The organism is Microbacterium sp. A93 (assembly GCF_051842835.1).
The window spans coordinates 342,586-363,980 of sequence record NZ_JBPXMT010000002.1; the positions used below are offsets into that span (position 1 = coordinate 342,586).

19 protein-coding genes are annotated in these 21,395 nt (G+C 68.6%); 5 read left to right on the forward strand and 14 right to left on the reverse strand.

The window, feature by feature from the left end:
* Window positions 1–44 precede the first annotated feature (44 nt).
* The 4 genes from ACSU1G_RS05835 to ACSU1G_RS05850 form a co-directional block, all read right to left on the reverse strand.
* Window positions 45–1,046: a TIGR03557 family F420-dependent LLM class oxidoreductase gene (locus ACSU1G_RS05835; RefSeq protein ID WP_439278979.1), complete on the reverse strand. Its 1,002-nt coding sequence runs from the start codon at window positions 1,044–1,046 to the stop codon at window positions 45–47.
* 186 nt (window positions 1,047–1,232) lie between these two features.
* Window positions 1,233–1,679 carry a nuclear transport factor 2 family protein gene (locus ACSU1G_RS05840; RefSeq protein ID WP_439278980.1) on the reverse strand — a complete coding sequence of 149 codons (447 nt, stop codon included), beginning with the start codon at window positions 1,677–1,679 and terminating at the stop codon, window positions 1,233–1,235.
* Between the two features lie 5 nt (window positions 1,680–1,684).
* A complete protein-coding gene (locus ACSU1G_RS05845; protein ID WP_439278981.1) occupies window positions 1,685–2,806 on the reverse strand; it encodes an NDMA-dependent alcohol dehydrogenase in 1,122 nt (373 codons plus the stop codon).
* Window positions 2,807–3,120: 314 nt separating this feature from the next.
* Window positions 3,121–3,819: a maleylpyruvate isomerase family mycothiol-dependent enzyme gene (locus tag ACSU1G_RS05850; protein WP_439278982.1), complete on the reverse strand. Its 699-nt coding sequence runs from the start codon at window positions 3,817–3,819 to the stop codon at window positions 3,121–3,123.
* A 237-nt stretch (window positions 3,820–4,056) separates the two neighbouring features.
* Here ACSU1G_RS05850 and ACSU1G_RS05855 point away from each other — a divergent pair, with 237 nt between their 5' ends.
* Window positions 4,057–5,607, forward strand: a complete 1,551-nt coding sequence (locus ACSU1G_RS05855) for an MFS transporter (protein WP_439278983.1) — start codon at window positions 4,057–4,059, stop codon at window positions 5,605–5,607.
* Here ACSU1G_RS05855 and ACSU1G_RS05860 read toward each other — a convergent pair.
* From ACSU1G_RS05860 to benA, 5 genes are all read right to left on the reverse strand, one after another.
* Window positions 5,589–8,411 carry an AAA family ATPase gene (locus ACSU1G_RS05860; RefSeq protein WP_439278984.1) on the reverse strand — a complete coding sequence of 941 codons (2,823 nt, stop codon included), beginning with the start codon at window positions 8,409–8,411 and terminating at the stop codon, window positions 5,589–5,591. The two genes, ACSU1G_RS05855 and ACSU1G_RS05860, sit on opposite strands and share 19 nt — an antisense overlap.
* A gap of 81 nt (window positions 8,412–8,492) precedes the next feature.
* Window positions 8,493–9,320 carry a 1,6-dihydroxycyclohexa-2,4-diene-1-carboxylate dehydrogenase gene (locus tag ACSU1G_RS05865; RefSeq protein WP_439278985.1) on the reverse strand — a complete coding sequence of 276 codons (828 nt, stop codon included), beginning with the start codon at window positions 9,318–9,320 and terminating at the stop codon, window positions 8,493–8,495.
* Entirely contained in the window at window positions 9,320–10,978 is a 1,659-nt protein-coding gene (gene benC, locus ACSU1G_RS05870; protein ID WP_439278986.1) for a benzoate 1,2-dioxygenase electron transfer component BenC, read from the reverse strand. Before benC ends, ACSU1G_RS05865 begins: the two co-directional genes overlap by 1 nt.
* A 79-nt stretch (window positions 10,979–11,057) precedes the next feature.
* Window positions 11,058–11,594, reverse strand: a complete 537-nt coding sequence (benB, locus tag ACSU1G_RS05875; protein ID WP_439278987.1) for a benzoate 1,2-dioxygenase small subunit — start codon at window positions 11,592–11,594, stop codon at window positions 11,058–11,060.
* A gap of 36 nt (window positions 11,595–11,630) precedes the next feature.
* Window positions 11,631–13,013 (reverse strand): benzoate 1,2-dioxygenase large subunit, encoded by a 1,383-nt coding sequence (benA, locus tag ACSU1G_RS05880; protein WP_439278988.1) that lies wholly within the window; start codon window positions 13,011–13,013, stop codon window positions 11,631–11,633.
* A 225-nt stretch (window positions 13,014–13,238) separates the two neighbouring features.
* Here benA and ACSU1G_RS05885 point away from each other — a divergent pair, with 225 nt between their 5' ends.
* Together ACSU1G_RS05885 and ACSU1G_RS05890 are read left to right on the forward strand one after the other, a co-directional pair.
* Window positions 13,239–14,522, forward strand: coding sequence for a benzoate/H(+) symporter BenE family transporter (locus ACSU1G_RS05885; protein WP_439278989.1), 1,284 nt, complete (start codon window positions 13,239–13,241; stop codon window positions 14,520–14,522).
* Window positions 14,523–14,581: 59 nt separating this feature from the next.
* Entirely contained in the window at window positions 14,582–14,743 is a 162-nt protein-coding gene (locus ACSU1G_RS05890) for a hypothetical protein (RefSeq protein ID WP_439278990.1), read from the forward strand.
* 3 nt (window positions 14,744–14,746) lie between these two features.
* Here ACSU1G_RS05890 and ACSU1G_RS05895 read toward each other — a convergent pair whose 3' ends face one another.
* The 4 genes from ACSU1G_RS05895 to ACSU1G_RS05910 all read right to left on the reverse strand — a co-directional run bounded on the left by ACSU1G_RS05895 (window position 14,747) and on the right by ACSU1G_RS05910 (window position 17,735).
* Complete coding sequence (locus tag ACSU1G_RS05895; RefSeq protein WP_439278991.1) at window positions 14,747–15,373, reverse strand: malonic semialdehyde reductase; 627 nt, start codon at window positions 15,371–15,373, stop codon at window positions 14,747–14,749.
* A 142-nt stretch (window positions 15,374–15,515) separates the two neighbouring features.
* A complete protein-coding gene (locus tag ACSU1G_RS05900; protein WP_439278992.1) occupies window positions 15,516–15,917 on the reverse strand; it encodes an acyl-CoA thioesterase in 402 nt (133 codons plus the stop codon).
* Complete coding sequence (locus ACSU1G_RS05905; RefSeq protein WP_439278993.1) at window positions 15,901–16,998, reverse strand: DNA adenine methylase; 1,098 nt, start codon at window positions 16,996–16,998, stop codon at window positions 15,901–15,903. The genes ACSU1G_RS05900 and ACSU1G_RS05905 overlap by 17 nt, the downstream gene beginning before the upstream one ends.
* A gap of 47 nt (window positions 16,999–17,045) precedes the next feature.
* Window positions 17,046–17,735 (reverse strand): YoaK family protein, encoded by a 690-nt coding sequence (locus tag ACSU1G_RS05910; protein WP_439278994.1) that lies wholly within the window; start codon window positions 17,733–17,735, stop codon window positions 17,046–17,048.
* A 235-nt stretch (window positions 17,736–17,970) separates the two neighbouring features.
* Between ACSU1G_RS05910 and ACSU1G_RS05915 the strand changes: the two genes are divergently transcribed.
* Together ACSU1G_RS05915 and ACSU1G_RS05920 are read left to right on the forward strand one after the other, a co-directional pair.
* Window positions 17,971–19,083 carry a YihY/virulence factor BrkB family protein gene (locus ACSU1G_RS05915; RefSeq protein ID WP_439278995.1) on the forward strand — a complete coding sequence of 371 codons (1,113 nt, stop codon included), beginning with the start codon at window positions 17,971–17,973 and terminating at the stop codon, window positions 19,081–19,083.
* A gap of 141 nt (window positions 19,084–19,224) precedes the next feature.
* Window positions 19,225–20,004, forward strand: coding sequence for an SDR family oxidoreductase (locus ACSU1G_RS05920; protein ID WP_439278996.1), 780 nt, complete (start codon window positions 19,225–19,227; stop codon window positions 20,002–20,004).
* A 188-nt stretch (window positions 20,005–20,192) separates the two neighbouring features.
* Here ACSU1G_RS05920 and ACSU1G_RS05925 read toward each other — a convergent pair whose 3' ends face one another.
* On the reverse strand, window positions 20,193–21,368 hold the full coding sequence (locus tag ACSU1G_RS05925) for a thermonuclease family protein (protein WP_439278997.1): 1,176 nt from the start codon (window positions 21,366–21,368) through the stop codon (window positions 20,193–20,195).
* Between the last annotated feature and the right edge of the window lie 27 nt (window positions 21,369–21,395).

Sequence of the window (21,395 nt, forward strand, 5' to 3'; positions counted from 1 at the left end):
CTGGTCGTGCGCCTCGCGGGGCCCTCGGCTTGATGGTCTCCTGTTCATCGGGTGAGTCCCGGGAGGACGTCCCGTCCGAAGACCTGGATCCATTCGCGCTGGTTGCGCCCCACATTGTGAAGGTAGATCTGGTCGAATCCGAGGTCGAGGCAGCGTTGGATCGCGACCCGGTGGACGTCCGGGTCCGCCGAGACCGGCAGTTGCCCCGCGAAGTGCTCGGGTCGGACGACGTTCGCCATCGCCTTGACATCGAAGGGGGACCTGATGTCACCGAGGTTGCCGCGCAGGGCGCCGTTCGGCCATTCGTGGAGCGCGTTGGCCATCGCCTCTTCGTCCGTCTCGGCCCAGCTGAGGTGGAGTCTCAGGACTTTGCGCAGTCCGTCCGGATCGCGTCCGGACTCCCGGGCCCCCTGCGCGAAGCGTTCCAGCAGTTGTGCCAGTCGTTCGTAGGACAGCCCGGTGGTGATGATGCCGTCGACACTCTTGCCCGCGCGCCGGGCCGTCACCGGTCCGGAGGTGGCCACGTAGATGGGCGGGGCCTCATCCGGCATGGTCCACAGACGGGTGGTCTCCAGGTTGAAGTACTTCCCCTCGTGCCGCACGTCCCGGCCGGCCGCCGAGGCCGTGAAGAGCTTCTTGATGATGTCGATCGCCTCGAACATCCGGTTGATGCGACCCGGTGCCTCGGGCCAGTATTCGCCCGTGACGTGTTCGCTGATCGCGTCTCCAGAGCCGAGACCGAGCCAGTGGCGGCCGGGGTACATGGCAGCCAGTGTCGCACTGGCCTGGGCCACCATGGCCGGATGCCAGCGGAAGGACGGCGTGGTCACGCCGGGTCCGATATCCCCCGAGGTGCGTTCGCCCAACGCGGCCAGGACGTTCCACACGAACGAGGCCTCACCCTGCTGGGGCAACCACGGCTGGAAATGGTCGCTGGCCATGGTGCCGGAGAACCCGTGGCGTTCCGCGTATTCGGAGAGTTCCAGAGCCTCTCGAGGCGCGAACTGCTCGAGCATCGCGGCATAACCGATCACGAGTCGTGTCACCCCATCTTCGTGGCGAACTCCGTGGCGCGTGCCGCCCGGCGGCCGCTGTCCGTCGCTTGGTGTCTGACCACCGGAGGGTGGCCTGATGGTTCGATGCTAGCCGTTACCCGGCCGGCGCCACGGACACGGCGAAGGCTCCGGACCGGGTCTGGTCCGGAGCCCTCAGGCCCTCAGGCCCTCATGTCCTCAGGCCGAGGGACTGGCCGCATCCGGGGATACGACCTTGCCACCCATGGCCTCGACCAAGAGGATCGGGTCGAAGAACTCCGTGAGCTCGGAGATCAGCCCGTCCTTCACCGTCACCTTGGTGATGTAGGTGTTGCGGTAGGTCGACCCGGTGACCCGCATCGAGGCATTGGAGGTGTATTCCGCCACGTACTCCCCCTCGTTCTCCACCGCCAACACCTTGTAGTCGGAGAAGTTCAGCGCGGTGATCATCTGCGGGAGCGCCCCGTAGTAGTCGTTGATGGCGGACCGCCCCGCCACCTCGTGGGGTATCCCCAGCGGCGCGTAAGGCAGGAGCAACCGGCCATCCTCGTGGAAGAGCGGCGCCACACTGGCGACGTCGAGGGTGCCGACTGCGTCGAGGTATGCCTCGACGACCTTCTTGTCCTGGGCTGTGTCGGTCGCCATGGCGATCAGTCCTCGTACACGATGACGCCGCGGATGTTCTTGCCCCCACGCATGTCCTGGAAGGCCGTGTTGATGTCCTCCAGTTTGTACTCCTTGGTGATGAGTTCGTCGAGCTTGTGCTCCCCTCGGCGATACAGGTCCGCGATCAGCGGGATGTCGTTGCGGGCGTTCGTCGAGCCGTAGAGGGTGCCCTGCAGTCGCTTACCCGACATCGCCAGCGTGAAGAGGTCGAGCTGGATGTCCCGCTGCATCACCGGTGCGGCCGAGGTGAGCACGATGGTTCCGCCGCGACGGGTCATCTCCTGGGCCGGCTGCAGGATCTCCGGGGTGAGCACGCCGACCGTCACGATGACGCGGTCCGCGCCCTGGCCGTTGGTGAAGCCGGCGACGAGCTCCGCTGCCTCGGCAAGGTCCTTGGCGGTGTGGGTTGCGCCGAACTGTGGTGCAGCTTCGCGTTTGGAGGCGACCGGATCGACCGCGATGATGTGCTTGGCGCCCTTCTGGCGTGATCCCTGCACCGCGTTCATGCCCACACCTCCGGTGCCGATGATGACGACCGTGTCGCCCAGCTGCATGTCGGCCGAGTACACCGCCGAACCCCATCCAGTGGGCACGCCGCAGCCGATCAGAGCCGCTGCCTTCAACGGGATGTCCTTGTCGATGCGGACCAGAGCCGTGACGGGCACCGTCACGTAGGGGGCGAACGTACCGAGGTACGACATGGCCCCCACGCCCTTGCCCTGGGCGTGGATCCGATGGGTGCCGTCGGGGGACGTGCCACCGAGGACTCCGGAGCCGAGGTCACACATGTTGGACTGGCCGCTCACGCACATGCGGCACTTACCGCAGCTCGGCAGGAACGAGAGCACCACATGGTCTCCCACCTCGAGGTCCACCACGCCCTCGCCGATCTCTGTCACGACGCCGGCACCTTCATGCCCGCCCAGGACCGGAGCCCACGGCAAGGGGATATCACCGGTGTCCAGGTGGTCGTCGCTGTGGCAGATGCCCGAGGCAGCCAACTTGACGGTCGCCTCGCCTGTCTTGGGTCCGTCCAACTCGATCTCTTCCACGGACCAACCGGAATTAGTGCCAGGTTCCCACAGCAGCGCGCCAACGGTCTTCATACCTTGTCCTCACGTTCGGCTTATTCGCAAAATTGATGCGATTGATATGTCTGATATTGCACCATTTACAGCATGGTGACAAGGGTCACTATTCGATGTCGTCTCATCGGGGCCTCCGGCTGTCACCCATACCGCAGGGCTGCTCGGTGGTACTGCCGGGCTACTCGGCAGCCCGGCTCAGGTTGATGCGGTGGCCGATCAGCGGCTGGATCTTGCAGGTGCCCGCCGGCGCCCGCCTGACACCCGGACGCACAGTGACCCCACCCCGTCACATCGACGAGGGTGGGGTCACTTTGCGCCTGAAACGGGGTGGGTTACCAGGCCGGCAGCTCCGGCAGCGGGTCGTCGGCCTCGACGCCTTCGGTCTCGCCCCGGGCCAGCCAGGCCAGCAGGCCCTCCCGGTCAGACTCGACCTTCAGGGCACCGTCACCGATTACCCATTCGTCACGTTCCTCGGTCACCAGCGTCATGCCAGGAGCCTGCCGAACGCGCATGGCCCGGACGGCGGCCTCCACGGCGTTGAGCAGGGAGTCCGGGTCCGCCTCCTCGATGGTCCACGCGGTGTCCAGGTCAGCGTGGTGGACCACCACCTCGGAGATCCGCAGGGCTACCAGCGAGGTGGCCGGGATGGGCGTGGCGCCGATCCGCACCTCCTCGGCCCGGATCTCGCCGGCCAGCCGCTCGGACTGCTCGGCGAAGGCCCGGGAGGCCTCGCTCAGATCGGCGATGAGTTCCTTCCGGGGCAGTGCCGCGATCCGGGCGATGTCCTCAGCACGGGCCTCCGGGGAGGCGTACACAGGCTGCTCCTCACCGGTGACGGCCCAGTCCACCATCCGGATCAGGGCGCGGGCGTTGGAGGCCAGATGCGCCACGACGTCCGCCCGGCTCCAGCCCTCACACTGGGAGGGAGCGGCCAGCTCGTCCTCCGAGAGGGACTCGACGGTGGCCAGGAGCATGGCGGTCTCGCGGTCCAGCCGCGACTGGTCGGAGTGCAGGCGTGCGGGATTGATCATGCCTCCACCCTAGCGATCCGCCTGTGACGCCCACCACCTCACAGCACCCCCGGGCAAGACGCATCCACCGGCGATCCAGACGCTTCCCGACCTGATGCCCCGCATTCCACACCACCCCCGGAGCGCCCCCTGACGAGTCCCCGGGCAAACCCCTGATGTGACGGGCGTCACCGCAATGTCACGCTGGATCCCGGCCGTCAGTACCCGCGCCACCCTTGACCCGAGAGGACCCCGGTCATGACCTTGCACTCCCCCGCCGCCGGCGGCATCACACACGACCAGCGGAAGGAGAGACGCACCGCCAACTGGGTGGCCGCCATCGTCTGCATGGCCCTCGTGTTCGACGGCTTCGACCTGACCATCTACGGCACCGTGCTCTCCACCCTCCTGGACGATCCCAGCCACCTCGGGGCCGTCGACGAGGCCGCGGCCGGCACCCTCGGGTCCCTCGCGCTGATCGGGGTGCTCATCGGTTCGCTCACGTGCGGCTTCCTCGGCGACTACTTCGGCCGCCGCCGGCTGATCCTGGGCGGCATCGCCTGGTTCTCCCTCGGCATGTTCATCACCGCGCTGACCACCACGGTGCCCGCGTTCGGCGCGATGCGCCTGCTCACCGGGCTCGGACTCGGCGTCATCCTCGCCACGGCGGGGGCCACCATGGCCGAGTTCGCCCCCGCCGGCCGCCGCAACTTCTACAACGCCGTGGTCTACTCCGGCATCCCGGCGGGCGGCGTGATCGCGGCGCTGCTCGGGATCCTGCTGCTGGAACCCCTCGGCTGGCGCGGGCTCTTCATGCTCGGTGCCACCCCCATCCTGTTCCTGCTCCCCTTGGCCTGGTTCAAGCTGCCCGAGTCCCCGCGCTGGCTGCTCTCCCGCGGCCGGACCGAGCAGGCTCATGCCGCCTCCGCGAAGACCGGCATCCCGCTGCTGGAGGAGGAGATCGTGCAGGAGAAGGGCGCGGCCCCCGCCCGCCGCGGCTTCGCCGCCGTCTTCTCGCGTCAGTTCCTCGTGGCCACCATCCTGCTCGGATTCATGTCCTTCTCCGGCCTGCTGCTGACCTACGGACTGAACACGTGGCTGCCGCGCATCATGGAGGGCTACGGCTTCGGCACCAACTACTCGCTGGCGTTCCTGCTGATCCTCAACAGCGGCGCCGTCCTGGGTGGCGTCATCGCCTCGAAGGCCGCGGACCGACTCGGCGCCCAGCGGATCGTGGCCACCACGTTCGTGCTGGCCGCAATCACCCTGGCGCTGATGACCTTCTCCTTTCCCGCCCCGGTACTGTTCCTGTTCATCGCCGTGGCCGGGGTCGGCACCTTGGGGACCCAGGTCCTGATCTACGGCTTCAGCTCGAACTACTACACCACCAACGCCCGCGCCGCAGGGGTGTCCTGGGTGGCCGGATTCGGCCGGATCGGCGGCGTCCTCGGCCCTCTGGTGGGCGGCTGGCTGGTGGCACTCGGGATCGGCGGCGGCTCCGCGTTCTACATCTTCGGGGCCGTGGCCCTGTTCGGCGCCCTCGTCACCTTGGGGGTCCCCCGGCAGCGCGCGCTGGAGCAGGCCGCCCGCGCGGCGGACGCGCCGGCGGATGCACCGGTGGCCGCAGCAGGCCCGGCGGTCGCCTTCGGACCGGCAGGAACGTCCGACGACGGCCGGTCAAGTCAGCTGGCCCGGCCGGCCCAGTCGGTGCAACCGGTGCAACCGGTGCAACCGGTCCAACCAACTCAACCGGCTCAACCAGCCCAGCCGACTCAACCGACACAGCCGGCTCAGCCGCTGGGCCGGTAACGCGCCGCGAGCGCGCTGCGGGAACGGATGCCGAGCTTCCGGTAGATCCGGGTCAGGTGGTACTGGACGGTCTTCTCAGCCAGGAAGAGCGTCTGGGCCGCCTCCCGGTTGGTGGCCCCGGAGGCGACGAGTTCGGCGACGGCCCGTTCCTGCGCCGTGAGCTCAGCAACGGTGCGGTCCGATCCGCCGGCCGGGGAATCAACCACCTCCCCCAGCAGGCCGACGTCCACGCCGCTGGCCTGCAACTCCCTATCGCACCGTTCCACGTAGGTGGCCGCCCCCAGGCTGTCATACAGGTCCCGGGCGGAGTGCAGTACGGAGGAGGCCACGCCGCGTTTGCCGGCCCGGCGCATGCTCTGACCGAAGGCGAAGCTGATGCGGGCCCGCAGATACGGCCGCTGCAGTCCGCGAAGATGCTCCAGCGCGGCCTCGAACTGCTCCCGCGCCGCGTCCGGGTCGCCCTGGGCGGCTGTGATCCGGCCCCGGGCCCAGGCCATCCGAGCCAGGTCGGACGGCACCGGCTTCTCCCGGCGGATGGCCTCGAAGCCGGTGAGGAACCGGTCCGCTTCCTCGATCCGGTTGGTCATGACCAGGGCGTTGACGTAGGTGTCCTGCCAGGGCCAGAAGGACACGCGGTCCTGGGTCCATGGATCGATCTCCACGAGCGGCTCCAGGGCTTCCAGTGCGCTGGCATAGTCCGAGCGGGCCTCGTGGAACCGCACCCTCGCCAGGATGGAGGGCACCTGCATGGCGCGGTAGGTCCCCGGCTGGACGGCGGCCAGGGAGACGTAGCGCCGGGCGCGCTCCCAGTCGCCCCGCATGGACCACAGCTCGGCGGCGGTCCAGTAGAGGAGGGGGCGGATCAGCGGCATCCGCGAGGTCTCCAGCCGCACGGCGGCGCGGGAGACGGTGGCGGCCGCGGTGTCCCAGTCGCCCAGGGTGAGCTGGGTCCGGGCCAGCCAGGCCTCGGCCCACAGGGAGATCCGTAGGGACCCGCCCCGCTGCTCGGTGGGGACGGCGGCCTCGAAGTTCACCAGCGCCGTCTCCACCTGGTCCGTCCGCAGCGCGAGCCAGGCCGAACCCATCTGGATCCGCTGTTTCTGGGCGTTCTCCGCGACATGTTCGAAGGCCCGGACGTAGCTGCGTCCGGCCTCCACCGTGCGCCCCTGGGCGTAGAGACCCAGCCCGTAGATCGCCTCGGACTCGACGTGGGCCGGGGTGCCCGGAGCGGTCAGGGCCATGGCCCGTTCGGCCCAGAGGGTCATGGTGGGCCCGTCCCAGGAGGCCACCCCGTGCAGCACCATCCGCTGGGCCACCGCGGCTGCGGCGGCGGGATCCCGTTCGGGGTCACTGTCCGCCCAGGCCTGTTCCAGTTGGGTCCGGGCGGTGTTGTTGTGCCCGGAGGCGGTGGACAGATAGCCCAGCACGGAGGAGCGCAGGGAGGAGGAGGGCATGTCCTCCACGGCCGCGGCCCACATCTGCGCCTGGGAGATGTTCCCGGAGGCCACGAGCGCATCCACGCCCCGCAGCAGCCGCTGGCTGCGGGCCGGCGGGTTGGGAGAGAGCCGGGATGCGGCGAAGAGCGCGGTGGCGACATCACTCCAGGCTCCCACCTGGGCCCGACGGCGCACGAAGTCCTCGAGCTCCACCGCCAGGTCCTCATCCACCCCCAGGGTGGCGGCCGCCCGGTGACCGAGGCGGTCGCCCTCCTGGGGGACGACGTCGGCCGCGCGGCAGTGCAGCTGCTGGCCGCGGCTGGGCGGCAGCTGGGCATAGACCGCTTCAGCGGCTCCCGGCACCACGAACTCGACCAGGGCCTGGGTGGGGTCGACGGCCAGGCGCAGCAGCCGCGCCCGGTGCCCCTCATCGAGGGCGTCCAACAGGGTCTCCACCCCGCTGACATACCCGACCGCATCCGTGGTCGCGGCGCCGCCCAGGACCGCCACGGCCTCCGCCACGCGGACCAGCCCCTCCGAGGAGTCCTCGAGGACTCGGCGGACCTGGGCCAGCGTCCGCGAGCTGGCCGGCAGGCTGGGGAACCAGGACTGCCAGGTCTCCGGCGGCAGCTCCCCCAGCAGCTCCACGATCGGTTGGGGCATCCCCCGGGTGTGACGGACCAACCCGTGGGCGGCGGTGGAGCCGAGATCGAGGGAGAACCGGCGCCGCGCGAGCTCCCGCACGTCCTCGGCCTCCAATGGACCCAGCCGGAGGTGTTCCACCCGGTGGCTGTTCAGCAGGTCGAGCAGGCCGGGAGGAACATGGTGGGCCCGGGCGTGGTCCAGGGTGAGGACGAAGAGAACCTTCTGCCGGTGGATGCGCCGCAGTGCGAACAGCAGCACCCGCAGGCTCGGCTCGTCCAGCAGGTGCACGTCGTCGATGGCCACCACCACGCAGGACCGGGCCTGCAGTGCCATGATGTGCGCCGCCAGGGTGTCCGCGAAGTGGGCGGCGCGCGCCGGGGTGAGGTCCATCTCGACCTCCGGGCGCGGCAGCACCGCCCCCTCGATGCCTTTGGACGAGTGCAGGGGTTCACGGTGCATCAACTGCGAATACCCGGACAGGGCCAGCCCGCGCTCCCACTCATCCCCGGCCGCGGTCAGGATCCGGACCTCGGACCCCACGGCCTCGCACTGCGCCAGGAAGTGGTCCAGCAGGGCGGACTTCCCGGCACCGGAAGGCCCGTTGAGCACCACCGTCTGCACGGCCCCGCGACGGGCTCGGGACAGTGCCTGGAGCAACCCGTCGAGGACCCGGTCCCGGCCGACGAGCGGCATCTCGGCACCTGCGTGGTGGTCAAGCGTCATGGGCGGAAGTCTACCGAGCCCTCCTCCTCCTACGACGTGGTGGGGCAGTGCCACGGCGGACCGGCCGGTTCCTGACCGGGCTCAGCCGAGGTCGCCACCGGCCACCGGGAAGATGCTCCCGGTGGCGTAGGAGGCCTCGTCAGATGCCAGGAAGACGATCGGCGCGGCCTGCTCGTCCAGGGTGCCGTAACGCTTCATGAAGGAGGACTCCGTCACCTGGTCCACCACGTCCTGGATCCACTGCTCCTCACGGGCGCCCTCCGGGCCGGGGCCGCGCGGGACGGTGCGGGGCGGCGCCTGGGTGCCGCCGGGGGCGGTGGCCACCACCCGGATCCCGCGTTCCGCGGTCTCCATGGCCAGTGCCTGCGTGATGCCGTTCACCCCGCCCTTGGAGGCGGAGTACGGCACCCGGTGGATACCACGGGTCGCGTTGGAGGACACGTTGACGATGGTGCCCTGACCGGCGGCGAGCATGGCGGGCAGCACGGCCCGGCACATCCACAGGGTGGGGAACAGGGACCGGGTGACCTCCCGCTCGATCTGCTCGGCGCTGAAGGTCTCGAAGGGACGCATCCAGATGGCCCCGCCCACGTTGTTCACCAGCACGTCCACCCGGCCGTGCGCGGCCACCGCCGCCGCCACGGCTGCCTCGGCCCCGGCGAACGTCTCCAGGTCGGCGGTGACGGCCGTGGCCGATCCCCCCGAGCCGGTCGAGGCCTCGCGCTCCGTGAGGGCGGCGGCCGTCTCGTGGACCAGCTCGGCGCGGTCCACGAGCACCAGCGTGCCACCCTCGGCACCGATCCGCTCGGCCACCTTCCGCCCGATCCCCTGGGCCGCCCCGGTGATCACCGCGACCTTGCCGGCGAAGCGCCCCGGGGTGATGAACTGGCCCGCGTAGGGGGCCGCCATCAGGCGACCGCCGTGCCAGTCGTGCCGGCCGCGGAACCCGCCGGGCCGTCGTCGTGCCCCTGCCCGGAACCACCGGGTGCGGGACCGGAACCGGTCTCGACGGCGTCGATGGCCGTGGCCATGGTGTCCTTGGCGTCCCGGGCGTGGGCCATCACGATCTCGCGGATCCGCTCGCCGTCCTCGTCCTCGAAGGCCTGGACCACGTCCAGGTGGTCCTGGGCCACCCGGCTGAAGATCTCCGTGCCCTGCTCGAAGGTCGCGAACATCTGCTCGCTGAGGTCCAGCCGGCGGTAGGACTCCAGCAGGACCGGGTTGTCCGAGATGGTGAAGAGGTACTCGTGGAAGGCCTCGTTGGTCTTCACGTACTCCTCCGGGTCCGTGACCGCGCCGTCCGCGACGCAGGCCGCCGTGGCCTCCGCCAGACGGCGGAACTGTTGGAACTGCTCGTCCGTGAGCCGCCCGACCATCAGTCCGGTGATCGCCAGCTCGAGGCCCATCCGGGCATCCAGCTGCGCGTAGCTGTCCTCCTTGCGGAAGGACAGGCGGCCGGTGGTCAGGGAGGAGACCGCCTCGGACCGGGTCAGGGTGTCCCCCTCGGCCTGGACCTGTTCGGCGGAGGCCGGGGCCCCCGTCTCGGCGTCCCCGCCGGTGGCCTCCTTGGGCGCGAACCGCTCGAAGTAGAAGTTGGCCGGTTCCACGCCTTCGGTCTCCAGCCACTTAGCCACGGCGTTGACCATGGGCGGCGGGCCGCAGAGGTAGATATCCACCTCACCGTCGTTCAGGTGCTGCGGCTCGATGATCTGGGTGACGTACCCGGTGTGGGGCGCCGAGGTGCCCTCCTCCGAGGCGATGAGGTCCCAGGTGAAGTTCGGCAGCTTCTCCTCGTAGGCCCGCAACCACTCCAGGCCGACGATGTCCGCCTCGCGGCTCACCCCGTAGATCAGGTGGATGGGATCCTCGGGCGGGTTGGCGCTGAGCTTCTGAAGGATGGACATCAGCGGAGCCAGCCCGGTGCCCCCGGCCAGGAGCAGCAGCGGACGCTTCGGCTCACGCAGGAAGAACGAGCCGTACGGCCCGCTGAACTCCACGGTGTCCCCCACCGCGGCGCGGTCCCGCAGGTACTCGGACATGGCGCCCTGGGGCGTGATGCGCACCATGAAGGCGGAGTGGTCATCATCCGGGCCGGTGCTGAAGGAGTAGGAGCGCTCGGCGTCCGTGCCGGGGACCTTGATGTTCACGTATTGGCCCGGCAGGAACGCCAGCTCGTCCCGCTCCTGCACGTCCAGGGTGAAGGAGATCGTGGACTCGGAGTGCTTTTGCAGCTGGCTCAGGGTGGAGGTGAACGCCGCGGCCGAGGTCTTGGCGGACTCCGCCGTGGCCGGGACCTGGATCATCATGTCCGACTCCGGGACGGCCTGGCAGGTCAGCAGGTACCCCTTCTCGAGCTCGTCCTCGGTCAGGGCATCGTCGATGAAGTCTCCCGGGTCGAAGGTCCCGGAGTCGCAGAAGGACTTGCAGGTCCCGCAGGCCCCGTCACGGCAGTCCGAGGGGATGTTGATGCGCGCCTTGTAGGCGGCGTCCATGATGGTCTCGAAGTCGCCGACCTTGACGACTTTGGTCACGCCGTCCTCGAAGCTGAGGGCTACTTGATGGCCCATGGTGTCCTCCTGGATGAATCTGGGTGGGTCTGCGTGGATCTGGTGGTGGGGTGTCTGAGTCCGGGTGCGACCGGAGCACTCAGATCATGTAGATGTCCACCACGTGGTGGATGTAGTCGTTCTTCAGCACGACCTTCTTGCTGCGGATGACCGGCCCGTCTGCGGAGAGGTCGATCGTGTAGTAGCTGGTCCCGAAGTACGTGTCCGTGCTCTGGTAGCGGTAGTACAGCGTGAACCAGTTGAACCGCACCTGCACCTGGTCGCCGTCCCGCCCCAGGACCTCGATGTCCGTGAGGTTGTGCCCGGTCCGCGGAGCCGGCATGGAGGTGGCCGAGGAGCGGTCCGTCTTGATCCGGAACACGCGGTCCTCGATGCCGCCGCGGTTGTCGTAGTAGATCAGCGAGATCTCCGACTGCGGGTCTTCCGTCAGTTCATCGTTGTCGTCCCACGCCGGCATCCAGAATTCGGAGTCCGGGTGGTAGCACTCGAGCCACTCGTCGAACGCGCGGTCGTCCAGCAGGCGTGCCTCCCGGTAGAGGAACGCGCGCACGGTCTCGAGGGTGATGAGGTCCTCCACCGTCTGGGTGGGCGTGGCCTCGGTCGTCTGGGTGGTCATGGTGAAGCTCCTTGGGTGGGTCCGGGGTGGTCGCGATCAGGCAGTGGCGGGGGCGGGCTGTGCCGCCGCGCGCTCCTTCTCCGCCAGCGCATCCTCCATGACCTCGTGCCAGTAACCGTGCTGGATCGGGAAGAGGCCCTCGTCCTCGGTGCGGGCACCGGAGGCGATGACGTTGGTCATGCCCAGTGCCGTGGCCTGCTCGTCCGGGCCGGTGACCTGATGCGTCGCACCGCGGGACATGTCGTTCCACGGGGCGCTGGTGGCCCAGTAGGTCTTGTTGCAGGAGCGGAACTCCTCGAGGTCGTCCGGGGTGGCCATGCCGGTGGCGTTGAAGAAGTCCTCGTACTGGCGGATGCGCTTGGTGCGGTTCTCGGCGGACTCGCCCTTCGGGGCGATGCAGTAGATCGTGACCTCGGTCTGGTCCGCGGAGATCGGCCGGAAGTGCCGGATCTGCGAGGAGAACTGGTCCATGATGTAGACGTTCGGGTAGAGGCACAGGTTGCGGGAGATGTTGATCATGAAGTTCGCCATCTCCTCGCCGTACTTCTCGACGAGCTCGTCCCTGCGGTCCCACAGCGGACGGTCCTCCGGGTTGGTCCACTCCTGCCACAGCAGCAGGTGTCCCTGCTCGAAGGAGTAGAAGCCGCCCTTGACCTTGCCCCACTTGCCGGCGTCCATGGCCTTGGTGGTGTTGGCGGAGTCACCGGCGGTGCGGCGGGCGGTGGTCGCCGCGTAGTTCCAGTGGACCGAGGTCACGTGGTAGCCGTCGGCACCGTTCTCCGCCTGGACCTTCCAGTTGCCGTCATAGGTGTAGGTCGAGGCGCCGCGCAGCACCTCGAGGCCGTCCGGGGACTGGTCCACGATGGAGTCGATCACCTTCGTGGCGTCGCCCAGGTGCTCCTCGAGCGGGAGGACGTCCTCCTTCAGCGAGCCGAAGAGGAAGCCGCGGTAGGAGTCGAAGCGGGCGACCTTGGTCAGGTCGTGTGAGCCGTTCGTGTTGAAGTCCTCCGGGTAGCCGCCCTTGCGTCCGTCCTTGACCTTGAGCAGTTCACCGGAGTTCTTGAAGGTCCAGCCGTGGAACGGGCAGGTGAAGGTGGTGCGGTTGTCCGTCTTGCGACGGCACAGCATGGCCCCGCGGTGTGAACACGCGTTGACGATGCAGTTGAGGTTCTCATCCTTGTCCCGGGTGATGACCACGGGCGTGCGGCCGATGTAGGTGGTGAAGTAGTCGCCGACGTTGGGGATCTGCGAATCGTGCGCCAGGTACACCCAGTTGCCCTCGAAGAGGTGCTTCATCTCGAGTTCGAAGATCTCCTCGTCGGTGAAGATCTCCCGCTTGGCCCGGATGATGCCCTTCTCGGGGTCGTCCATCACGGCGTCGGTGAGGATGTCCCGGACGTGGGTCAGGTTCTCGGTCATGTCGTTCTCCTTCTGGACGGGGAGGGACGGCACCGGCACCGATGATCCGGCGGCCGGGAAGCTTCCCCAGATGCGTACCCAGCCAGTCTGGAGACTCGTGATCGCAGTCACATCAGGTATTGCCCTAGGGCTGACCAAGGGGGTCCGATTGGGCAGGGCTGACGTCTCAATCGGCCTCGCCTGCCTCTTGGCGCGGCGGGCCTCCGGAGCCGTACCGTGGCGTCCGTGATCCAGCTCACCGATACCCCTCCCGCCGCCCGCCGCCCGGCCTGGCGGCACGTCTCCGTGTCCGCCGTGGTCGCGGGACTGGTGGCGGTGGCCATCTCCTACGCCGGACCGCTGCTCGTGGTCCTGGAGGCCGCCCAGCGGGCCGGACTCGATCCCGCCCAGACGGCGTCCTGGGTCTGGGCCATCTCCGTGGGCAGCGGCGTCATCTGCGTGGCCATGAGCCTGGTGACCCGCCAACCCGTGGTGGTGGCCTGGTCCGTACCGGGCGCGGCGCTGCTGATCACCACGCTCGGCGGATACGACTACTCCGACGCCATCGGGGCCTTCATCGTCACCGGCGCGCTGACCGTCATCCTGGGGATCACCGGATGGTTCGGCCGGCTGATGCGAGCCCTCCCCCGGCCCATCATGGCCGGCGTGCTGGCAGGGGTGCTGCTGCCCTTCGTCCTGGATACCGCCGGAGCCTCCGCCGAGGCACCGATCGTGGCCGGCGGCCTGGTGCTGGCCTACTTCCTCGGCCGCCGCTTCCTGCCCCGATATGCCGTGCTGGTGGCACTGGCGGTGGGGGTCGTCCTGGCCTTCGCCACGGGCACGACGTCGGCCGCGAACCTCAGTGCCGGGGTCACCATGCCGCTGTGGACCACCCCGAGCTTCGACCTCCAGGCGATCATGGGGATCTCCATCCCCCTGTTGATCGTCACGATGGCCGGGCAGAACGGCCCCGGCCTGGCCATGATGCACTCGAACGGCTATGCCGCGAACGACCGGCTGCTCCTCGGCACCGCCGGGGTCGGCTCCGTGCTCTTCGCGCCCTTCGGGGCCCACTCCATCAACCTGGCCGCCATCACCGCCGGGATCTGCTGCGGACGGGAGGCCCACGAGGACCCGACCCGGCGCTACGTGGCCGGGATCTCCTGTGGCGTGTTCTTCGTACTCTTCGGCTTCGCGGGGCAGAACATCGTGGAGCTGCTGGGGGCGGTTCCCGAACAGCTCGTGACCGCCGCCGCGGGGGTCGCCCTGATCGGTGCGCTGCAGGGGGCCCTGGCGGATACGGTGAGGGTGGATCCGGCCCCGGCGGTTGGGGCCACGCCAGGCGGGGTCAAGGCGCCCGCCAACGGCGGGCGAGCCCGCCTCGCAGGTCTCGAGGCCGGCGTCGTGACCTTGGCCGTGACGGCCTCCGGACTGACGGTGGCAGACATCGCCGCACCGTTCTGGGGGTTCCTCGCCGGCGCACTGGTCTACCTGATCCTGACGCTCACGGCCCGCCGGAAGGGTGCCTGAGTCCTTGCCCCGGCCGGCGGCGGTCGGCACACTGGAACCCCGCCCTCGAAGGAGTCGTCATGGAGCACGTGAATCCCGAAGTCCCCGACGAGGACCGCCTGGAGGAGACGGCGGTCGCCGAGGACTCCGCGGCGACGGCCGCCCACCAGCACGACGACGAGCGGGTGGATGAGTGGGAGGAGGAGTCCTTCCCCGCCTCGGACCCGCCCTCGAACTACTGAACCTCAGACGGTCTGGACCGCGAGTTCCTCGTCCAGGCGGGGCAGGCGCGGGAACCAGGCGTCGGCGCCGGGCTTGCCGACGTTGACCACCATGAAGGCGTTCCAGGTGGTCCCGGCGTTGAAGTCGGCGTCCACTCCGTCGAAGTCCCAGCCGGTCATGGGGCCGGCGGCCAGACCCTGCGCCCGGACGGCCAGCATGAAGTATCCGGCGGCCAACCATGCGTTCTGGCGGGCGATCAGCGCGCGGGAGTCGGCGTCCGACTCGAACATCTCCTTGCGCTCCGGTGCGTGCGGGAAGAACACCGGGAAGTTCTCGTGCCAGTCGGAGTCCCAGGACAGCACGGCCACGGCCGGGGCGGTGGCCGTCTTGCCGGGGTTGTTGCCGCCGGCATGCGCCACCAGCCGGGCCCGCTGACCCTCGGACTGGACCCATGTGATGCGCAGCGACTGCAGGTTCATCATGGTCGGGCCCATCTTGGTGAGCTCGTAGATCGCCTGGAGGGTGTCCGCGGAGACCGGCTCATCGGAGAACGTGTTGGCGGTCCGGGCGTCGTGGAACAGCTGGTCCAGCGCCTTCGGGTCCACGGGCTCCATCGCGGTGGTCTCGGTGTTCAGAATGGTCTCGGTCACGGATTCTCCTTCGGGTCGACGGCGGCGCCACAGCTTCTTCAGGAGGGGCACCAAGGAGGTACAACGACCCGGGACCGGGCAGCTATTCCCGTCCGGCGCTGTCGCGTTCCTCTCATCCCGACTCAGCCGGGCTCAGCCGGACTCAGCTGGACCAGACTTCCAGCTCCGCACGCTCGCCCTCGGTCAGCGCCCGGGAGGCCCCGGATGCGTCCAACCACACCAGGATGGAATCCACCGTGAAGACCGGCCGGCCATCCTGGATCCCCTGCTGGCGCAGGGTGTAGGACTTGGTGCCGATCCGCAGCACAGACACCTGCAGGGTGATGGACGGGGCGTACCGGGTCTGGGCGTGGTAGTCGATCTCCTGGCGCGCCACGACCACGCTGCCGCCCCCGCCGCTGCCCTGGCGCCGGGACTCCAGGAACGCGAGGAACCTGATCCGCGCCTCTTCGGCCAGCGTCACGATCTTCGCGTTGTTGACGTGGCCTTGCGCGTCCTGGTCCGACCAGCGCAGGTCCATCTCGATCTCATGCGGTGTGGACACGGTTTCTCCTGATATCTCCGGTGGTTGGTGTGGCACTGGCCGCCGCCTGGGCGGCCTCGACCTTCTCCCGCGGACCGGCGATGAACACCAGTTCCGTGTTGCGCAGGTGGGAGACCGTGCCCACCTTCTGGCCCGTGGGCGAGTGGATGCCGATGCTGGCCCCGACGTACCGCTTGGAGTCGAAGCCCAGCACGGCGACCGCCTCGTGCCCCGCCTCACGCAGGGACGCCTCCATGTCCTCCGCCGTGATCCACGATTCGTCGTTGTAGGACACGATCACCACTTCGGAGCGGATCCGGGCGAACACCTCGGCGAGCGCGGCGGGCATGGTGCGCTTGGAGTTGAAGACACTGCGGGTGCCCTCGTCCCGGACGTCCACCCGCTTGCAGGCCACCCCGTAGTGCTCTGGTTTATCCCACCGGACCAGGGTCTCCCAGACATGGTAGTTGGCGTAGTACCGGTGCTGGTTGTACGGCGGGTCCACGTAGTAGAGGTCTGCGGCGGGGAGGGTGTCCAGCGTCTGCATGACATCACCCACCACCACGTCGCCCGGGCCCTCCAGGAGTGCCGGGACCCGCAGCTCGAGGTCCCGTCCGGAGCGCCGGGCCCAGGACTTCAGGTAGGCCATCTGGATGCCGGTGGTGGAGTCCACGCGGTCGGCCGCCTCCATCAGGGAGGTCAACAGGATCGGATACCAGTCGGTGTCGGCGTACTCGTCCTCGATCCGCTGGCGGATCGCATCGATCCGCATGCCGTTCTTGGGTTGGAAGTAGCGGGCCTGCTCGCAGAACGTCGCCGTCACGTACCCGCGGACCGGCGCAGTGTCCTGCAGGTCCGCCAGGAGGGCGGCGAGGCACGCGCGGTCGATGTCCCGCGCGTCGGTGGCGATGTAGCACCCGGCCAGCACGCCGGTGTAGGTGGCCCGGTCCGAGGCCGTGGTGTGGACGCCCCGGCGCTTGAACTCCTGGGCCACGCGGGTGGTCCCGGAGAAGAGGTCGACGGCGGTGCGGGCACCCACCGCGTCCGCCAGGACTCCCAGCACGGGCACCAGCAGACGCTTGGAGCCCAGGTACTTGATCATGCATCGAACCTAACCGACGCCAGACGTGCGGAGGGGAAGGCGCGGCCTCAGGTCTGGGAGGGCCAGGCGGCGCGCGGCCCCCGGAGGCTCAAGACCACCGCCGGGATGAGCAGTAGGAGGACGGCGATCCACAACGCGCCCAGCCCCAGCACCTGGTAGGCCACAGCCCCCGCGATGGCTCCCACGGCGATGGCGCACCACAACACCAGGTACCGCAACCAGATGGTGCGGTTTCCTCCGGTGACCGCGTGGGCCAGGTGCTGTCCCATCTTGACCAGAGTCCCCGTCATGTAGGTCAGCCCCACGGTGACCTCCCCACCACGGGTGAACGTGCCGTTGACTGCCCCCATGCTGGCCGCGATGGCGGGCGCGACGGCGAGCTGCAGGGCCGGGACCGAGGCGCAGACGGCGGCGGACAGCAGGAGGATGAGGGACACCCACACCGCGGTGGAGCGCGGGCCGTAGGTCGGGATGTACCCGGACCGGGAGGCCCGCACATGCACGGCCAGGGAGGACGCCACGACGCCGACCACGAAGAAGAGCACCAGCCCCATGGCCTTAACCCAGCCCAGCAGGTCCCCCGTGGCCAGGTCCGCCCCGGCCCGGGTGGAGTTGCCGGACATGAAGGAGACGAAGTAACCGCCGAGGTGGATGAAGGCGAGCCCGTCCACGAACCCGGCCGTTGCCGTCAGCAGGCCCGCCAGGACCCCTTGACCCGCTGTGAGTGACCCGGCCACGTGGCCTTCCTTTCCGCCCCGTTCCGGCCGGGGACACCCTCTCGACTGTACTCGGGCACGCTTTGACCAGACGAAGTCCTAAAGTGGTTCCCATCGCCGCCACAACAGGACAGGATGACAGGGAACACGAAGAATTGACGGTCCCTTCCCGGCCCCGTCAACAGACAGCGGCCCAGAGTCCGGTCACCAGGACGGTCACCAGGACATTGAGCGAGGGAACGAGAGAGGACAGCACGTGCCCATCAAAGACCCCATTGACGCCACGCTCGACGCGGCGGATGCCCCATCCCCGGATCACGACGAGAAACCCGATGATCCGCCCAAGCTCAAGGGCGCGAGCTGGAAGTACGCCTTCAAGCGTGCCCTCAAGGAGTTCAGCACCGACAGCGGCACCGACCTCGCCGCCCGGCTGACCTACTTCATGGTGCTGTCCCTGGCGCCGGCCCTGCTGGCCATCTTCTCGATCATCACGCTCGTGCTCGCCAACAACGCCGACACGGTCACCACCCTCGTGGACGACCTGGTCAAGCAGTACGTGCCGGCGGACTACCAGAGCCTCGTGGTCGATCTCGTGGACACGATGATCAGTTCCTCCACCGGGGGCATCATCGCCTTGATCATCGGTATCGCCACCGCCCTGTGGTCGGCCTCTGCCTACGTCAAGGCCTTCTCGCGCTCCATGAACTCCATCTACGGGGTGGAGGAGGGTCGCGGGCTCGTGAAGCAGCTCGGGACCATGTTGCTGGTGACCCTGTCCCTGCTCGTCGGCGTGGTGCTCATCCTGGTCTCGCTGGCCCTGAACCAGTCCCTGGTCGAAGGCGTCCTGGGGCCGATCGCCGAACCCCTCGGGATGGGCGCCACCCTGACCTTCCTGACGGAGACGTTCCTGCCGATCTGGGCCTGGGTCAAGTGGCCGGTCATCCTGGCCCTCATCATCACCATGATCGCCGTGCTGTACTACTTCACGCCCAACGTGAAGCAGCCCAAGTTCGCCTGGGTCGGCATCGGCTCGGTGGTGGCGATCATCGGCATCGCCATCGCGGGAGTGGCCCTGTCCATCTATCTGGCACAGTTCGCCGGATACAGCTCCTACGGTGCGATCGGCACCGTGATGGCGCTGCTGTTCGTCCTGTGGATCTTCAACATCGTCCTGCTGCTCGGTGCGGAGGTCGACGCGGAGGTCGAACGCGCCCGGCAGCTGCAGGCGGGCATCCCGGCGGAGGAGATGATCCAGCTTCCCCCTCGGGACATCTCCAAGGTGGAGAAATTGAGGGACGGACGAGACAAGCTGGAGGCCGAGGGACGCATCCTCCGCCTGACGTATGGCACCACAACCCGCGACGACTGATCTCCGAGGCGCATTTTGAATAGCTCGCGGGAATACTTTTCAAATTCGTAAGGTTGTGCTGAGTGATGGGAACCCTCCCACCACGGGCCGACGATCACCCGGCACCGCATCGGCAGATCTCCAACGAAAGCGAGAAGCTCTATGTCACTCCAGGGAAAATCAGTCATCATCACCGGCGCCGGATCCGGCCTCGGCGCCGCAGCCGCCCTCGAGATCGCCCGGCAGGGCGGCCGCCAGACCCTGGTGGACCTCAACGAGGACGGGTTGAAGGCCACCCGGGAGCAGATCCTCGAGACCGTGCCGGAGGCCGAGATCCTCCTGGTCACCGCCAACGTCACCGATGAGGAGCAGGTCCAGAAGTACGTGGATCAGCACGTGGCGACCTTCGGCGCGATCGACGGCTTCTTCAACAACGCCGGCATCGAGGGCAAGCAGAACCTCACCGAGGACTTCACCAACGCCGAGTTCCAGAAGGTCCTCGCCGTCAACCTGACCGGCGTGTTCCTCGGCCTGGAGAAGGTCCTGAAGGTCATGGCCGGACAGGGCCACGGTGCCGTGGTCAACACCGCCTCCGTGGGCGGCATCCGCGGCGTCGGCAACCAGTCCGGCTACGCAGCCGCCAAGCACGGCGTGGTGGGCCTGACTCGGAACTCCGCCATCGAGTACGGCGAGAAGGGGATCGTCGTCAACGCGATCGCCCCGGGCGCCATCCTGACCCCGATGGTCGAGGGCTCCCTCAAGCAGATCGGCGGCGAGAACTGGGAAGAGGTCGGCAAGGAGTTCGTCCAGCCGAACCCCATGAAGCGCTTCGGCAAGCCGGAGGAGGTCGGCGCACTCGTCGCCTTCCTGCTCTCCAACACCGCCGGGTTCATCAACGGCACCGTCATCCCGATCGACGGCGGCCAGCACATCAAGTACTGACGCTCCCGCCCGTCCAGAGGACATTGTCCCGGTTCACTCTCCGGTCACAGCGCCCTCCGGAGATGGCATGGCACGACGCCGGCCCGGCACCTTCCCGAGAAATCTCGTGGAAGGTGCCGGGCCAGGCTCGTTCCCAGCGTTCTGCGGGCAGAGATCACCAGTGATCTCTGCCCGCAAAGTCTTGGTGGTCAGCAGGGCCGCCAAGACCGGCCGCCCGGCGCATAGCAGCGAGGTCCGGTGTATCCGGGGAAGTCCGCGTCGGTCCCGTATCCACTCGAGGGTGCCTGCTGACGCCGGGGCGGCGAGGAGGGCTGCGCGGGTGCCTGCTGACGCTGACGGCTCCGCTCCGGCGGAGCCTTACGCTCGACCTCCGCCTCGGCCTTGCGCGCGGCTTCCCTGCGGGCCTCGTCAGCCTTCCGGTCTGCCTCGGCCTTGGCCTCTGCCCGTTGTTCAGCCTCCGCCTTGCGCTCCGCCGCGGCCTTCTCCTCAGCGGCCTTCTTCTCCGCCGCGGCCTTCTCCTCGGCTGCCTTCTTCTCCGCCGCGGCCTTCTCCTCAGCGGCCTTCTTCTCGGCTGCCCGCTTCAGCTCCGCGCCACGATCGGTCAGGTCCTGCTGGTAGGCAACAGCCGCCGGCAGCGCCGCATCAACCCGCTTCCGCCACTCGGGCGCCGAGGCTGAATAGGCCTTCGCCAGCACCACGTGGGAGCCGGACGCCACCAGATCCAACGCGGAGCCCAGCGCCTCACCGGCGGCGATCACCGGTGCGGCCGCGGCCAAGGCGGCGGCCACCCCCGCGGCATCCGCCGGGATCTCGGCGGGGAGCTCCTCCAACGGCGGCAGTGCGTCCGCCAGCGCCGGCAACGTGCACTCGACCTGCGGGTCATGGAGTCCCTCGCCGGCCTCCACGGCCCGCGCCTGGGCGTCCAAGACCTCTTGGTAGAACCGGTCGTTCGGCTCGTAGAGCACCGCGACACCGAGACCTGCCTCGGCGATGTCGGCGTTGACCAGCGACTCGTCCTTGTAGACGCCGGCCAGCGTCCGGTCGTAACGGTCGGTCCGCTCCACGTCGTACACCAGCTCGATCCGGTCCCCCGGGGCCAAGAGGTCCTCGAGGAAATCCGTGGCCTCCGGTCCGAGACACTGCACCGCCTTCTCAGGGTGCTTGTTCTCCGGGGTGTCCACGTTCAGCAGCCGCACGCGTTCGACATCGCCGTTGACCTCGGCGTCGATGGTGTCACCATCGATCACCCGGACCACGGTGGCCCGGTCGCGGTCGTCCGGTCCGCCCGATTGCGCCACCGCGATGCCGGCAACGCTGCCGACCACGGCAACCGCCGCGACTCCGGCGATGACCTTGACCCTCACCGATGTCCTTGCCCCTGAACCAGCCAT

Coding starts and splice junctions, on each gene's coding strand:
- ACSU1G_RS05840 (WP_439278980.1), bottom strand. CDS start 1,679: ATGGCGACCGACACAGCCCAGGACAAGAAGGTCGTCGAGGCATACCTC.
- ACSU1G_RS05845 (WP_439278981.1), bottom strand. CDS start 2,806: ATGAAGACCGTTGGCGCGCTGCTGTGGGAACCTGGCACTAATTCCGGT.
- ACSU1G_RS05850 (WP_439278982.1), bottom strand. CDS start 3,819: ATGATCAATCCCGCACGCCTGCACTCCGACCAGTCGCGGCTGGACCGC.
- ACSU1G_RS05855 (WP_439278983.1), top strand. CDS start 4,057: ATGACCTTGCACTCCCCCGCCGCCGGCGGCATCACACACGACCAGCGG.
- ACSU1G_RS05860 (WP_439278984.1), bottom strand. CDS start 8,411: ATGACGCTTGACCACCACGCAGGTGCCGAGATGCCGCTCGTCGGCCGG.
- ACSU1G_RS05865 (WP_439278985.1), bottom strand. CDS start 9,320: ATGGCGGCCCCCTACGCGGGCCAGTTCATCACCCCGGGGCGCTTCGCC.
- benC (WP_439278986.1), bottom strand. CDS start 10,978: ATGGGCCATCAAGTAGCCCTCAGCTTCGAGGACGGCGTGACCAAAGTC.
- benB (WP_439278987.1), bottom strand. CDS start 11,594: ATGACCACCCAGACGACCGAGGCCACGCCCACCCAGACGGTGGAGGAC.
- benA (WP_439278988.1), bottom strand. CDS start 13,013: ATGACCGAGAACCTGACCCACGTCCGGGACATCCTCACCGACGCCGTG.
- ACSU1G_RS05890 (WP_439278990.1), top strand. CDS start 14,582: ATGGAGCACGTGAATCCCGAAGTCCCCGACGAGGACCGCCTGGAGGAG.
- ACSU1G_RS05905 (WP_439278993.1), bottom strand. CDS start 16,998: ATGATCAAGTACCTGGGCTCCAAGCGTCTGCTGGTGCCCGTGCTGGGA.
- ACSU1G_RS05920 (WP_439278996.1), top strand. CDS start 19,225: ATGTCACTCCAGGGAAAATCAGTCATCATCACCGGCGCCGGATCCGGC.